The organism is Pseudodesulfovibrio profundus (assembly GCF_900217235.1).
Lineage (GTDB): Bacteria > Desulfobacterota > Desulfovibrionia > Desulfovibrionales > Desulfovibrionaceae > Pseudodesulfovibrio > Pseudodesulfovibrio profundus.
Genome location: NZ_LT907975.1, coordinates 1,525,001 through 1,539,109, shown reverse-complemented (window position 1 = coordinate 1,539,109; position 14,109 = coordinate 1,525,001). Strand labels below are relative to the sequence as shown.

General features: G+C 54.5%; 12 protein-coding genes (1 of these 12 running past the window's edge). 1 reads left to right on the top strand and 11 read right to left on the bottom strand.

The genetic code is table 11. The features are described 5' to 3' along the window. Positions 1–156: 156 nt before the first annotated feature. From DPRO_RS07355 to dnaE, 11 genes are all read right to left on the bottom strand, one after another. A complete protein-coding gene (locus DPRO_RS07355) occupies positions 157–1,842 on the bottom strand; it encodes a flagellar hook protein FlgE (protein ID WP_097011457.1) in 1,686 nt (561 codons plus the stop codon). A gap of 59 nt (positions 1,843–1,901) precedes the next feature. Next, entirely contained in the window at positions 1,902–2,636 is a 735-nt protein-coding gene (locus DPRO_RS07350) for a flagellar hook assembly protein FlgD (RefSeq protein WP_097011456.1), read from the bottom strand. An 11-nt stretch (positions 2,637–2,647) separates the two neighbouring features. Beyond that, positions 2,648–4,342 carry a flagellar hook-length control protein FliK gene (locus DPRO_RS07345; protein ID WP_097011455.1) on the bottom strand — a complete coding sequence of 565 codons (1,695 nt, stop codon included), beginning with the start codon at positions 4,340–4,342 and terminating at the stop codon, positions 2,648–2,650. Positions 4,343–4,459: 117 nt separating this feature from the next. Next, a complete protein-coding gene (locus DPRO_RS07340) occupies positions 4,460–5,866 on the bottom strand; it encodes a glycosyltransferase family 9 protein (RefSeq protein WP_173806761.1) in 1,407 nt (468 codons plus the stop codon). 9 nt (positions 5,867–5,875) lie between these two features. Further along, on the bottom strand, positions 5,876–7,123 hold the full coding sequence (locus DPRO_RS07335) for a CgeB family protein (protein ID WP_232005738.1): 1,248 nt from the start codon (positions 7,121–7,123) through the stop codon (positions 5,876–5,878). Positions 7,124–7,185: 62 nt separating this feature from the next. After that, the gene (gene dtd / locus DPRO_RS07330) at positions 7,186–7,650 is read right to left on the bottom strand and encodes a D-aminoacyl-tRNA deacylase (RefSeq protein WP_097011454.1); all 465 of its coding nucleotides are present in this window, start codon (positions 7,648–7,650) and stop codon (positions 7,186–7,188) included. Beyond that, the gene (locus DPRO_RS07325; RefSeq protein WP_097011453.1) at positions 7,647–7,901 is read right to left on the bottom strand and encodes a hypothetical protein; all 255 of its coding nucleotides are present in this window, start codon (positions 7,899–7,901) and stop codon (positions 7,647–7,649) included. Before DPRO_RS07325 ends, dtd begins: the two co-directional genes overlap by 4 nt. Before the next feature lie 3 nt (positions 7,902–7,904). Further along, the gene (gene queD / locus DPRO_RS07320) at positions 7,905–8,285 is read right to left on the bottom strand and encodes a 6-carboxytetrahydropterin synthase QueD (protein WP_097011452.1); all 381 of its coding nucleotides are present in this window, start codon (positions 8,283–8,285) and stop codon (positions 7,905–7,907) included. A gap of 9 nt (positions 8,286–8,294) precedes the next feature. Next, positions 8,295–8,660, bottom strand: a complete 366-nt coding sequence (locus tag DPRO_RS07315; RefSeq protein ID WP_097011451.1) for a nucleotide pyrophosphohydrolase — start codon at positions 8,658–8,660, stop codon at positions 8,295–8,297. An 86-nt stretch (positions 8,661–8,746) separates the two neighbouring features. Next, a complete protein-coding gene (locus DPRO_RS07310; protein ID WP_097011450.1) occupies positions 8,747–9,790 on the bottom strand; it encodes a PEP-CTERM sorting domain-containing protein in 1,044 nt (347 codons plus the stop codon). Between the two features lie 255 nt (positions 9,791–10,045). Beyond that, the gene (gene dnaE / locus DPRO_RS07305; RefSeq protein WP_097011449.1) at positions 10,046–13,588 is read right to left on the bottom strand and encodes a DNA polymerase III subunit alpha; all 3,543 of its coding nucleotides are present in this window, start codon (positions 13,586–13,588) and stop codon (positions 10,046–10,048) included. 281 nt (positions 13,589–13,869) lie between these two features. Between dnaE and DPRO_RS07300 the strand changes: the two genes are divergently transcribed. Next, a protein-coding gene (locus DPRO_RS07300; protein WP_232005737.1) for an SLC13 family permease crosses the window boundary here: on the top strand, positions 13,870–14,109 show its beginning. 990 nt of this gene lie beyond the right edge of the window; the window shows 240 of its 1,230 coding nt (coding positions 1–240); it begins with the start codon at positions 13,870–13,872; the stop codon falls past the right edge of the window.

Sequence of the window (14,109 nt, the reverse complement as noted above, 5' to 3'; positions counted from 1 at the left end):
TCTCCCAGTGAGGGAAATAGAATCCATGACGTAAAACCAGAGCGGCCCGGCAGTATTGCCGGGCCGCTTGGTCTTCGTTGTCCCGAGTTGGTCAGAAACGGGACTACTTGGAGAAGGAGTCTGTCAGTATGGGTTACTTCAGACTATGAGTCAGTATTAGCGCTTCATGGCGATTACTTCGCCGAGCATGGAGTCTGTAGTGGTGATGACCTTGGTGTTCGCCTGGAAACCACGCTGGGTGGTGATCATGCGAACGAATTCGTTGGCCATGTCCACGTTGGACATTTCAAGGGCGTTACCATCGACGGTACCCTTGCCGGATGATCCGGCCTGACCTGTCAGTGCAGGCCCGGAATCGCGGGTATCCGTGAACAGGTTGCCGCCTTCGCGTCGCAGACCGTGTTCGTTGGTGAACGTGGCAAGCGTAATGGCGTAGAGTTCCAGAACCTGTCCGTTGGAGTAGTGACCGGTCAGGACACCCTCACGAGTGATGGAGACATTCTGCAGGATACCTGCGGAATATCCGTCCTGGCTCTGGAACAGAGTGGAGGAGCCGCCGGTGTCGTAGCTCTGGGTTGCCAGGGCGCTGACATCACGATCCTTGAAGTTCGGCAGCCAGCCTGCGTTGTCGATATTCTGTAACTGGGCGGCGCTGGCATTGGTAGGCAGCGTGCCGAGTGCAGAGGACCAACCCTTGGTTACCGAACCGTTCCCATTACTGGAAAGGTCATTGTTGGCGATGCCGAAATCCATCTGGATCGGGGTGGCATTGGCTGCTTCTGCAGTCGATGCGTTGGACTTGCCCAGGAAGTTGGCGGTGAAGACCGGGTATCCGGTGGTAGAGAAATCTGCCAGGGTCCAGTTGTCCAGATTCTTGGGGCCGCCACTGGCTCCACCGTTACTCTTAAGAGTGTAGGCAGACATGCCGGAAAGCTGACCGGTCGTGAAGGTGAGTGTACCCATCATGAGGACACCGGCCGCACTGGTTGCGCCCTGACCGATAGTGGTCATGTTGCCGTCGGCACCGGAGAGCATCCGCTGGTCTTCGTTGGGATCGACAGTTACCATGTATTCCCAGACGGTGTTGCCGCCGGCGTTACTCATGGTGACCGGATCAAAGTAGACGGTCAGGTTGTGACCGGTACCGATGTCATCATATACCTTCAGCGTGGTGGAGTAGGCATAGTTGGCGGACGGAATGGGTACGTCGTCAGCACCATTCCAGTTCTCGAACATGGAAAAATACGGATTGTTCGCGCTTGTTGAGCTGTCGACCGCAGAGGGATCGAGGTTGGTTACCACAGATACGCTGCTGGTGGACTTGGGCGAGGACTGGAAATTGTCGAGCCGGATGTCTGTCGGCGTGCCGATGATGCGGGTCTGATTGGTGGCCGTGGAAGTGGATGTGCTGCTGGTGGAAACAGTGGTGGAAGATTGTTCGACTTCCCATCCCTGGATGGCGTATCCGTGAGGATCGACCAGGTAGCCGTCGTTGTCGAAGCGGAAGTTGCCCGCTCTGGTGTAGAATGTGTCTTCCTGACCAATCGGCTTGACCATGAAGAATCCGTCACCGGAAATAGCCATGTCGGTTGCTTCGGTGGACGCCTCGAACGCTCCCTGACCGAAATCGGAATAGATGGATGAGACTCTGACGCCTCGTCCTACCTGGCCGACACCGTTGACGGTGGAAAAATCCTGGCTCAGCAGGTCCTCGAAGTACATCCGAGTGCCCTTGAATCCAGTGGTGTTGACGTTGGCAAGGTTGTTGCCGATGACGGTCATCCGCTGGGAGTGCGTCGTCAAGCCGCTGATTCCCGAGTATAATGATGCTGTCAAACCCATGATAACCTCCTAAATCTCTTCTCCAAGAGTCCCGGGCCACAATGCCCGGAGTGATTACATTACTGTACGGTTTCTTCCGTCGAATCGTCCGGAGTGGTGACCTGTTCACTGCCTGGATCGACGATTTCCTTGACGTTGAGGAAGCTCACGAAGCGGCCGTCCTTGAGGCGCAGGTACTGGGTACCGCCCTCGTTGACCACTGCATCGACCTTCCCGGAAATTTCTGTTTGGACCATGACCGGCTTGCCTTCAGCGTCTTCACCCAGCATACCGATGCCGTATGAACCGTCAGGCATGACCTCGCCCTTTTCGTTCTTGCCGTCCCACTCATACTGGTAGGAGCCAGCCTTCTTGCTGCCCAGCTCCACGGTGCGGATGATGGCGCCTTCGGAATCATAGATGTTCATCATGATGGAAGAGACCGGCTCGCCGAATCCGTAGTAGATGGAAGACACATTACCTTCATCGATAGAGACCCGGTAGCCCTCGGCCTTGATTTCCTTGCCGATAAAGCTGACTGCGGAGAGCATGTCGTTCTGGGTCATGTTGTCATTGAGGCCGGTAATGCCTTCATTGATGTTGGTGAGCTGCTCCAGGCTGGAGAATTCGGCCAACTGAGATGTCATGTCCGTATCCTGCATCGGGCTGAGCGGATCCTGATGCGTGAGCTGAGCCACAAGAATGGTCAGGAAGTCGTCCTGATCCATGCTGGTCTTGTTTTCGGGCGTGTTGGAAGCAGCCAGACGCTCTTCCTGCGCTCCAAGAATGACTCCGGAATTATCGATATAAGACATGATGAACCTCGCTACGCGACGACGTACAGTCGTTGGTCGGAATTAATTACCTGTTCACGTACGTTTTGCATGTCCTGGGCCAGAACGCCGCTTTCCTCGCGCATTTGTCGCATATGGTTGCGCATGGCCATCATGGCTTCCCGTTCCCGGGCCAGGTTATGTTGATCCTGACCTGCCCAATTGTTGTGGTCATTGGAGCCTGAGAGACCGGTCTGGACGTCCAGCTTGTCAACCTTCAGCCCCTGGCTTTCGAGGGAACTCTTAATGATATCGATGTTTTCTGCGATAACCTTGGCAGCGTCTGCACTCTCTGCCCGGATGGTGGCGCTCACTTCCTTGCCATTGACCTGCAGCATGACGGACAGCTTGCCCAACGCTTCAGGGGTGAGTTGCAGAGTGAGTTGCTTTGCACCGTTATTCATCGTCTGGATGAAGGCATTTTCCACCTGACGCATGACCTTGGGGGCGGAAATCTTTTCCCATGCCCGAGCCTTGTCTGCGGCTTGCGCCTCGGCAAGACCGGTCTTCAGGAGTGATTCGATGGTTTCCGTGGTTGCCTTGATTTGGGGTGCGCCCTTCTGACCACTGCCGTCATCCTGCAGCTTGCCGAAGAAATTGTTCCAGGTGCTGTTGGAGTCGTTATCCATGTTCTGGTCGGTCATGTCCTGCTGCGCCTGCTCGGGCATCACCTTCTGGCTGCTCTTGCGGGCGTTGGCATCGGGCAAGACGTCCTTGCGATTGTCGGCCGCTTCACGGAACTCCTGCTTGACGTCGGGGCGGGGCTGGTCTTCGCCCACACGCGGCTTCAGGTCTACGGCTTCGCCGAGGTCCTTGGCTGCGGTGGAATCCTTAGCCGTGTTGCCCATGGCCTGAAGGAAGGTCTTACCAACGGCCCGGACCAGTTCCTGATCCTTCTTGTCCATGTTCGCCATTTCCTGACGGATCATGGTGAAGGCTTCCTTCATATCCTTGGCCATCATATTCTTGCCAAAAGCTTCCTTGATCTTGGAAGTGAACTCCTTGGAGAAGTTCATGGCTGCGGAAAACGCTTCGATCTGCTCCTTGCTGAACAGCAATTGCTGTTGCTCGGGCATCTGGTCGATCTTCTGCTGAAGGGCGGCCATCACCTTGTCCTGGTGTCCGTTCTCAAGCTGCTTGATCAGCTTGGTGGATTCCTTTTCGGTGAAGCCGAACTTGGCGAAAAATGTATGGAGTTGGTCCTTTTGCTCGTCAGAAAGGGATACCTTGCGCATCTCGTTCATCTTGTGGGCGATGGTCGAAACAAACTGTCCCCAGGTCATGCCGTCTTCGCTGTTGACCTCTTCTTCGATCTCGGCGATGTCCTCTTCAGTCATTCCGTATTGCTTGAGGTCGTCACGAACAGCATTCAGGTCTTCCTGAGTCATGCGCTTGTCGCGGTCACGTCCCTCGGCCGCCGGCTTTTCAGGAGCCTGTTGAACCGGGGCTTCCTCATTGGCGACGGAGGTGGGCTGATGCTTTTCTTCGCTGACAACGGGTGCAGCCTCAAGCACCTGCTCCTTGGTGGCAACAGGCTTGAGTGCAAGCTCGTCTTCAATTCTGTTGGAATGCTGATTGAACAGATCCGCAAACAATTGGTGCTGCGTAGTGGTCTTGACGTTGGAATACGTCAGGGTCTTCATCTGTTCTGTGGCCTTTTCCAAGGCGATGCCGGGAATATTTTGCATGTTCAACTCCTTCGGCCTTGTATTCATCAAAAGGCGTGCCAAAGTTGAAAGTGCTGTATTTCAGCGTGTTAGCTGTTTTTCAGGTAGGAAGAAACCGCCAGTATGCGGAAAAAAGAATCAGCGGCAGCAGGAAATGAGTGCTTCAAGATGGGTCATGGCAGTCTTCCACGCATGTGGCTCGTAATTGTCGTTTTCGAGCATCATGTGGATATATCCGGTAAAAGGATGCACCTCGGCCGGACTGGATGACCAGAACGTATCGTCGTGCAGATAGCCAGTCTTCAATCCGTGGGTGAATTGGCGCGTAATTTCAGGGATGTGAGTGAGGATGGATGCAGCGCTCTCTTCCGTCGTTGACGCCACGGATTCCCATGCCTTGTGAGGTTTGTCCACAGACCACAGTCCGAATCGGTGTCCGAAGAATGATTGCCAGAAGCGGGAGAGTCGCTGTTCAGGGTCTGAGCCGGTATCACCCAGTCGTTGCAGATGATACAATCCATCCTGCTTGGAAGACAGGGACAGATCAAGGTCGGGGAGTTGCAGCTTAGAAAGCTTGTCGACCGAGTCGCCCGCAGTGATTCGTTTGACCAGTGCGGCAATACGTTTGGGATTGAAAGAATCATGGCAATAGAGTCGAGAGCGGGTGCACTGCCAGCACCCCTTGGCGCACCAGATGTTTGAGCGCAATACAAAATGTCCCGGCGTGTAAGGGCCTGTCTCCCACGGGCTGACATTGCCCATGGAGAGATTGAGACATTTGAGGCCGGTCCATGCCGCCAGATGCATGGGGCCGGTATCCGGCGTGATGAACAGGGCCAGTGTCTGGCCGATCGCACTGAATTCATCGAGTCCGAAGCGACCACACAGGTTGAGTAGCGGTATCCCGGCAGCCTGTTCTACTTGCTTGCCCAGTTCCACTTCTGCAGGGCCGCCAAAGAGCACCGGGCGCAAACCACGTTTGAGCAGTTCCGTGACAAAGGACGCAGACCACTCGGCAGACGGGCGCTTGGCTTCTTCACTTGCACCGATAAAAACCCCGACCTTGTTGGATTCGGCGGGGAGAGTCCGTGGCACATCAAATTTGGTTTCAGCGATGTCCTTATAAGGAATGACATCCAGCGCGTTCAGTTCTGCCCAGTGGTATCGATTGTACAGGTTGTTGCGAACCAGCGACGTGCGATACAGTTGCCAGTCGCCCTGTACGGTACGCACGCCGGAGGGGGACTGGATAGGGCCGTATTTGGTCTCCGCCCTGACATCATGGGCCAGTCGTGCGGCCTTTTCCTGAATGGAAAGATTGATGACCAGTTCGTACTCGTGTTCCTTGAGTACATGACTGCCAGCCCACGGCACATAGCTCACCTGTGGCGAGAGCTTCATGAGCGGCTTGTAGAATGACTCTTCCGCTGCCACGAAAATACGCTGCCCAGGGTAGCGCCTCGCCAGCCAGATCATCAACGGATAGGAGAGAATCAGATCGCCCATGCGCTGCATTTGCAGGATCAGAATCGGTTTTCCACTCACGGGAATGTCCTAGGCAAATGTCTTTCGCATGCAATCGACAAGGGAGAGCATGCGGTGGTCATAGGTATGTTCGGCCAGAATGCGCTTGCGAGCAGCGTCTGCGATACGCTTTCTCTTCTCGGGTGCATCCTTGTATATCTCGATAAGGCCCGGAATCTCATCCGGTTCATTATAGTAGATGATTTCACGGCCCGGCTCGAACAGGTCTTCCAATTGCCGCCGGTAATCGGTCAGCAGGAACGCGCCGCAGCAGGGGACATCAAAAACGCGCTGGTTGACCGCTCCCTTCATCTGTTGACTGGTGCAGTTGAAGTTGATGTCGCTGAGCGGGTAGAAGTCCGGAAGGTCCTGATAGTAGGAAAGTTCACTGTGGTACCGCCAGCCGTCCCGTCCACGAAGCAGTTCCTTCCAGCCCGGATCACCCACGATCAGCGGGGAGTAGTCGAGGATGCGAAGAATGCAGTCCAGTCGGTACATGAGCGTTGACTGCCAGGTGATGAATGTGTCGAAGGCCTGTTGCCGTACCGGGTGCGCCAGTGCCTCGTAATCATCGCGCAGTTCAGGGAAATTTCGTTTGAGAAAACGTCCGGCATTGGGTTCGTCCGATTGGCCGAATGCGCGGGCCACGATCATGCCCGACTCGATGAGCCGTTGTGAGGGCTGCGCCGCCTCGATGCGTTTGATGGTCTTGGTGAGCATGGAGTTGCCCACAAAGGAAATGGGTGCCCGCCATTCTTCCACAGGCTCAGGGCGATTGGGGACGAGTCGGGTGGGATCAGCTCCCAGCGGCAGGTGAAAAACATTGTCAAAGCCCATCTTCCTGAGCGATTCCATGTTGTCTGCGTCCCAGGTGAACAGAGCGGTCTTGGCTTCGTGCAGGTTGTTGTAGGCGCCGAGGATGAGATGCGGGTTGTCCACGAACCAGGAAGCCAGCGGAACGTCATACTTGTTGAGCAGGGTGGGCAGAAAGCCTTCCCTGTCGACGCCGAGGTGGTTGACCGTCAATACAAAGTCAGGCTTGAACGATGACAACGTACTGATCATCTTCGAGACAAACGTGTCGAGGTCCATCTCTTTAGTGTCGAAATCCATGAGAAGATGTTCGATGCCGAGTCGCTCACAAGCGGCCTGCAACTCACCAATCAGAAAATACTGACTGGTCAGCAGAAGAATACGTGGTTGTGCTTTGTCGAATTTGGGCCAAGCCGTGGATTTTTGCATTGGCCCTATGTAGCCATCACCAGTGATTTTGTCCATAGAGGGTCTGAAAAAGCGTGTTGCTTTCGCCAGGTGAACCGAAACGGTTCAGTCAGCCTGTATCAGAAGTCGTTGGAATCGAGGATGATGGTGATCGGCCCCCAGTTGGTGAAGCTGATATCCATCATGGCGCCGAAGCTGCCGGTGGCGACATTGGCTGGCGCCACGCTGCGAGTATCCTCAACAAACCGGTCAAAGAGCGCCTCTGCCGGTTCCGGCGGACACGCTCCCGTGAATGATGGGCGGCGTCCTTTCCGACAGTCTGCGTACAGGGTGAACTGGGATACGAGCATGATATCGCCGCCGATATCGGTAAGGGAGCGGTTGAGCTTGTCCTGTTCGTCGGGAAAGACGCGAAGATTCATGAGCTTGTCGATAAGCTTCTTCCACACGGGTGAACCGGCCAGCTCCATGGTGTCTTCCTGGCCGAACCCCACGAGCACCATGAAGCCGGTGCCGATCTGGCCTACCGTTTCTCCTTCCACAGCAACAGTTGCTTCGGAAACACGCTGGATGACAAGTTTCATGAGCGAATGGAATCGGTTTGAATGGTGGACTGGCTGATCCGTTGTTCCGGCTGCTGGACTTCAGTCTCGCGCTGGCAACCGCGCCCCAGGGCAGAGAGGAGGAAAAAGCAGATGAACGCCAGAAATGCGATGCCGCTGATTATCCGTTTCGGATTGGAACGGGAGTCTTTGGGAATGAGCAGGGAGGTCATGATCCGGCCAAAAGACATGCCGTTGATATCTCCGCGCTTTTCTTTCTTGGGGTCGGCCATGGGTTACTCTTCCCAGTAGGTGGCTTTGGAGGAATCCTTTTCAGAGACCGAGACCTCGGAGAGGCGGACGTTCTCCGGCATGTTCCCTTTCAGTTCCTGATAGATGAACATGGCGATGTTCTCGGAGGAGGGGTTGACCTCGGTGAAACACTCCACTTCATTGAGGTGCTTGTGGTCGAGCTTTTCCAGCACCTCTTTGGTGCGGCGCTTGATCTCCTTGAAGTCGACCAGATACTGGACCTTCTCGTCCAACTTGTCTCCTTCAACCACCACTTCGACACCGAAGTTGTGGCCGTGCATGTTTTCGCATTTGCCGCCATAGTTGCGCAGTTGATGCGAAGCGGAAAAGTCCTGGGTAATGGTCAGTTTCCATTTGCCGGGCATGGTTGTTACCTACTTCTTGGAATTTTTATATTCGTGAGGGCGTTTGTCATTGCCCTGGAACGCTTCTTTCGGGTACTTGCGGTCGTTTCTCTCGCATTTTTCGTGAGCGGCCGCAACCAGATCGATTCCCAGTTCGTCCGACAGCCTGACGAGGTAGATGAGGATGTCGGCCAACTCTTCAGCCACCGCTTCCTTTTGCTCTCCCTGAACATTACGGCTTTCTTCGACTGTCAGCCATTGGAACAGCTCGTTCAGCTCGCCGACTTCGCCGGTCAGGGCCATGACGAGGTTTTTGGGAGTCTGGTGTTTCTGCCAGTTTCGCTCTTCCACAAACCGCCAGTGTCGTTCATTCAGTTCCTTCAGTGAATCGTGCATGCGGCATGGTGAGGTGAGGGACGCGCTTTGTCAACAAGCAAAAAGCCCCGCCGGGGCGGGGCTTCGGACATCGACTGTTGTTGTGCCTACGCTTGGCGCATTCTACGGATGAAGAACAGTCCCAGGAGACCGATTCCCATGAGCATCCAGGTTGTCGGCTCGGGGACGACGGTGCGAGGTTCCAGGACGGTGTCGGACAGGATGAATGCCTGTTCGTATCCGCTGTTGAGGGAATGCATGCGGATGTCAATGGACATCATGTCGTACATGCTCTGATCGGACCATTCGCTCAGGAAGTCATTCAGTTCAGGAGACATGACTGCGTAAGCTGCCTGATCGGCACCGAGGTTGTGCGGTTCCGGGCCGAAGGCAACGTCTTCGGAGTCACAGCTCACAGGAGCATCATTGCCGTCCAGACAGACATCGCCGCCTGAAAGGATGTAATCGTCAAACTGGGTGGGTTCCCAGTTGGCGTCACTGTATGCGTGAGCCAGGTAGGTGTAAGGATCGCCACCGAACTCTCCGGCAAACTCTCCAGCTCCGCCACCGAGGTGGCTGACCAGCTCAAAGTAAATGGGATCGGCTGTTGCGGCCGAACTCCAGAGTTCGATCTGTCCCCATACCCACAGGTTCTGGTTCAGGGAATCGCCGGAATTTTCCTGATTGTTGTTGAAGTAGAAAAACGGCATGCCGCCATCAAGATAGTTGGTGAGTGCACTGATGGTGGTATCCCAGGTGTCTTCTCTGTCATAAGGCAGGGCCGGGTCGGGATCAGTCGTCGTGCCGGTGGAAAATTCCGAAGTACCCGAGCTGTTGGGAGTCGGGTAGGCATCATCCATTCCGGCGAAGTTTTCATTGACCGGCTTTCCTGTCGAGCCTGTGGCGATAACCACGCCATCCTTGATCTGACCGGGGCCGGAAGCAACGTAGTACGGGTTTGTGGGACCGGTGCCGACCGAGTCGACATCCCTATCATATAAATAGGCGAGAACCGGCAAGGAGTAGGAGTAGAAGTCTCCATACAGCAAAGCCGAAGTGGTCGGGTCGGGATATATCAATGCTTCTGCGTCCTTAGGGGCAGCAATCAGCAGCATGGGGAGCAATATAAAAAGGGCGAATATGTTCTTCATGATGTCCTCCTGTGTGTATTATTCGCATGCATAAAATAAACCATAGTGGAAAAGTCTGGTTTTTAGATCGGTTAGTAATTGAGGGTAATGCAAAATGTGTAAATAAACCCGACAAAGTGTCGACTTAGTAATCACTATTATCTCTTGAAAAGATAAAAAAAGCCCCTGTCAGTCACTCCGTTTGGGACGGCTGTGAGACAGGGGCATACAGAACAATAATGCTGATATGGTAGCTAGATACTCATGAAATGCGGATTACTCATTCTCCGCCTGGAATCGAATGGCATCACCGTTTTGCCACTTCTCCACGTCTTTCCAGAAATCACGGCCCGGGTAGACCTGCCAGCCGTTGCCCAGCTTGAGGGTTACAACGGATTCAGGAGTGATAACCCCGAGATTGACCGCGGTGCTGCCCGGATACTTTCGGATGAGACCCTGCAGCGCGCCCAGGTGTTCCTCGTTGCATTTTTTTTCGCCAACCCACAGGGAAACCGGCTGGTCCGAGCCCTGTACGGCATCAGCCAGAAACAGGACCTTTTCAGCCAGTATCTTGGCTGTTTTGGGTGCGTCTTCCTGTCCCGGTTCTTCGCGCAGGTCGATCTTGCCCTGAATGAAGAGCGGACGGTCGGCATCGACTTTTTCCTTGGCCTCTTCCCACACATTGGGAAGCATGGTGATCTCACCGGACGCCAGCAGGTCTTCGCCCATGCAGAAGGCCATGGGATCGCCCTTGCGGGTGAGAATCTGCTTGTAGTCCGGGATGATGACAGCCACACGGACCTCGCTGCCATTGGGGATCGTCTTGCATTCCTCCAGAGTGGAGGTTCGCAGGCGGATCAGTTCGTGGCGGTAGGCCAGCAACGGGTGGCCGGACAGAAAGAAGCCGAGGACCTCTTTCTCCATTTTGAGCTTTTCACGGTCATCAAATTCTTCACAGGATGAACAGGTAGGGGACATGGCCTCGATCTTTTCATCCTGACCGCCAAGCATTCCCAGCATGTTGATCATGCCGGAATCCTTTTCCTTGGCCTTTTTCTGGCCGTAGGCAACAGCCTTTTCCAGATCTTCAAGGAGCGCGGCACGTGAGCAGTTGAAGCAATCCAGTGCTCCTGCCTTGATCAGAGATTCCATGACACGCTTGGTGACTCGACGAAGGTTCACGCGCTCGCAGAACTCGAAGATATCCTTGAAGGGACCATTTTCGTTGCGCTCGGCCACGATTTCGTTGATCGCTTCCTCACCCACGTTCTTGATGGCAGCCATGGCAAAAAGGATATCCCCTTCGAGCACGGAGAACCGGGCCATACCCGCGTTGATGTCCGGCTGCTTGACCTTGATGTCCATATCCCGGCAGGCGTTCACGTACATGATGATCTTGTCCGTGTTGTTCATTTCCGTGGACATGAGAGCAGCCATGAACTCCACAGGGAAATGCGCCTTGAGGTACGCCGTGTGATACGAAATGAGCGCGTACGCAGCCGAGTGCGACTTGTTGAAGCCGTAGGCTGCGAACTTTTCCATGGTGTCGAAAATTTCATTGGCGGTCTTGTCGGGAATCTTGTTTTCCCGTGCGCCTTCGAGGAAGCGGGAGCGCTGCTTCGCCATCTCCTCGGCGATCTTCTTACCCATCGCACGACGCAGCAAGTCACCTTCACCAAGCGAGTAGTTGGCGATGGTCATTGCCGTGGCCATGACCTGCTCCTGGTAGACCATGACGCCGTAGGTGGGCTTGAGCGTGTCTGTCAGCGATTCATGCGGATACGTGACTTCGATCTCACCATGTTTACGCATGATGAATTCATCAACCATGCTGACGCCATGCGAGCCGATCATGCCCAGCGGGCCGGGACGGTACAGGGCGAGCATGGCGACGATGTCTTCAAAGCAGTCAGGACGCAACATCCTCAGATACTTGCGCATCCCCGACGACTCAACCTGGAATACGCCATCGGTGTCGCCTCGTGCGAAAACACTGTACGTCGCCTGGTCATCCAGCGGGAGAGTGTCGAGGTCCGGAGCATCCTTGCCCTGCTCACGGATGATGTCGATGCAGTCCTCGATGACCGTCATGGTCCGCAGACCCAGGAAGTCGAACTTGATCAGTCCGGCTTTTTCGACCTTTTTCATGTCGAACTGGGTTACGATTTCACCCTTCTTCCCTTTGTAGAGAGGAAGATATTCGGTCATGGGCTTGTCGGAAATGACAACACCCGCCGCGTGTGTTGACGCGTGGCGGCAGAGTCCTTCCAGACGGGTTGAAATATCTATGAGCTTTTCGACTCTGGGGTCGGTGGCAACCATGTCGCCCAGTTCGACTACGCCTTTGACGGCGTTGGGTACGTTGATCTTCGCCTTTTCCACACCCAGCAGCTTGGCCATGACTCCCGGGTCGTCCGGCACCAGCTTGGCGATGCGGTCGGTTTCGCCAAAGGATAGACCAAGGGCACGCCCGACATCCTTGATAACCGCTTTGGTCTTCATGGTTCCGAAGGTCGTAATCTGCGCCACACGGTCGTGACCGTACTTCTCGGCACAATACTTGACGACTTCCAGACGGCGGCGTTCGCAGAAGTCGACGTCGATATCCGGCATGGAGACACGTTCGACGTTCAGGAATCGTTCAAACAGCAGGTCGTAGGGGAGGGGGTCGATGTTGGTGATCTTCAGCGCCCACGCAACAATGGAGCCCGCTGCCGAACCACGCCCCGGCCCGACCGGAATGCGGTTGTCCTTGGCCCAGTTGATGAAGTCCTGAACGATGAGAAAGTAGGCCGGGAAGCCCATCTCGATGATGATGCCGAGTTCGTAATCGAGGCGCTTCCAGTAAACATCCTCATCAATATCGTACTTGAGTATGTCCAGACGCTTCTGGAGACCTTCCTTGCAGAGCTTGATGAATTCTTCATCAAGGTTCGATACGCCTTCGGAGAGCTCGTAGTGGGGGAAATAATAGTTGCCCAGCTCAATCTCCACATTGCACATCTCTGCAATTTTCTGTGTGTTGGCTATGGCTTCCGGGACATGGGCAAAGGCCTGTTCCATCTCCTCGGGGGTCTTGAAATACAGCTCCTTGGTATCCATCCTGAAGCGCTTTTCCGCATCCACCGTAGTCTGGGTCTGGATACAGAGCAGGGTGTCGTGCGCTTCATAGTCTTCGGCGGTCAGGTAGTGGCAGTCATTGGTCGCCACCAGAGGCAGGTTGGTCTTCTCGGCGCACTTGATGAGCAGATCGTTCAACCGAGTCTGGTCGCCAATGCCGTTGTCCTGCAATTCGAGGTAGAAGTTGCCGGGAAAGATGGACTCGTATTCACGGGCCATTTCCACGCCGGCATCCAGTCCTTCGTTCATCAGCTTGCGTGGCACCTCGCCTGCCAGACAGGCGGAGAGAGCGACCAACCCTTCGGAATACTTGTTGAGCAGGTATTTGGATACACGGGGTTTATAGTAGAACCCTTCCAGATAGCCGGTCGAAACGAGTTTGATCAGATTCTTGTAGCCGAGCTGATTCTTGGCAAGGAGGACAAGGTGGTAGCCGCCACCCTTTTCTTTCTTTTCGTGAGCCTTTTCATCGTCAATGTCACCGGCTGCGACATATACCTCGCAACCGATGATCGGCTTGATGCCCATTTCCTGAGCAGCCATGTAAAACGTAACGGCGCCGTACATGGATCCGTGGTCTGTGATGGCCACGGCAGGCATGCCGAAATCCTTGGCCTGTGAAAGCAGGTCTTTGATTCGGATTGCTCCGTCGAGCAGGCTGTATTCCGTATGAACATGTAAATGGACGAATTCGGCCACGAAAAAACCTCGAAAATGTGGAGTTTGAAAAACGACCTCAAGCTATACTGGATAATGGGTGACATTGGAAGCGGCGAACAGCGCTTCTAGTTAAAATGGTATAAGCCGCTGTAATATAATCACTTGATGTTGAATGTGTCTTGGTGGGACGTTTGCCGGATTGTTGTCAAGTCACTGGTTTCACGGCCGGGATTTCGTTGACATTGTCGCGTAAATGAATCCATGTAAAAATGGTTAATCGTTTCGCATAACAAGGACACGCTGTGGACGCTTTTGGTGATATGAGCACATATGTTTGGCATCGGCTACCGCTGATACTCCTCTTTGGGGGAGGTTATCTGGTGTATCAATTGATGGCTGCAACTCGGTTGACGAGCAGTTTCGTTACCTGGGTTTTGCACAAGAGCCGTGGCGGCAGTGGGCGGTTGGTATTCTATATAATATGCGCCACCGCTATGCTCTCTTCCTTCATACCGAATACAATCGCAGTGCTTACATTGCTGCCCGTACTTCAGAAGCTT

Excerpts from the sequence above, each read along its gene's own strand:
- DPRO_RS07335 (WP_232005738.1), bottom strand. The coding sequence starts at position 7,123 with ATGGACAAAATCACTGGTGATGGCTACATAGGGCCAATGCAAAAATCC.
- DPRO_RS07345 (WP_097011455.1), bottom strand. The coding sequence starts at position 4,342 with ATGCAAAATATTCCCGGCATCGCCTTGGAAAAGGCCACAGAACAGATG.
- DPRO_RS07355 (WP_097011457.1), bottom strand. The coding sequence starts at position 1,842 with ATGGGTTTGACAGCATCATTATACTCGGGAATCAGCGGCTTGACGACG.
- dtd (WP_097011454.1), bottom strand. The coding sequence starts at position 7,650 with ATGAAACTTGTCATCCAGCGTGTTTCCGAAGCAACTGTTGCTGTGGAA.
- queD (WP_097011452.1), bottom strand. The coding sequence starts at position 8,285 with ATGCCCGGCAAATGGAAACTGACCATTACCCAGGACTTTTCCGCTTCG.
- DPRO_RS07315 (WP_097011451.1), bottom strand. The coding sequence starts at position 8,660 with ATGCACGATTCACTGAAGGAACTGAATGAACGACACTGGCGGTTTGTG.
- DPRO_RS07310 (WP_097011450.1), bottom strand. The coding sequence starts at position 9,790 with ATGAAGAACATATTCGCCCTTTTTATATTGCTCCCCATGCTGCTGATT.
- DPRO_RS07325 (WP_097011453.1), bottom strand. The coding sequence starts at position 7,901 with ATGGCCGACCCCAAGAAAGAAAAGCGCGGAGATATCAACGGCATGTCT.
- DPRO_RS07350 (WP_097011456.1), bottom strand. The coding sequence starts at position 2,636 with ATGTCTTATATCGATAATTCCGGAGTCATTCTTGGAGCGCAGGAAGAG.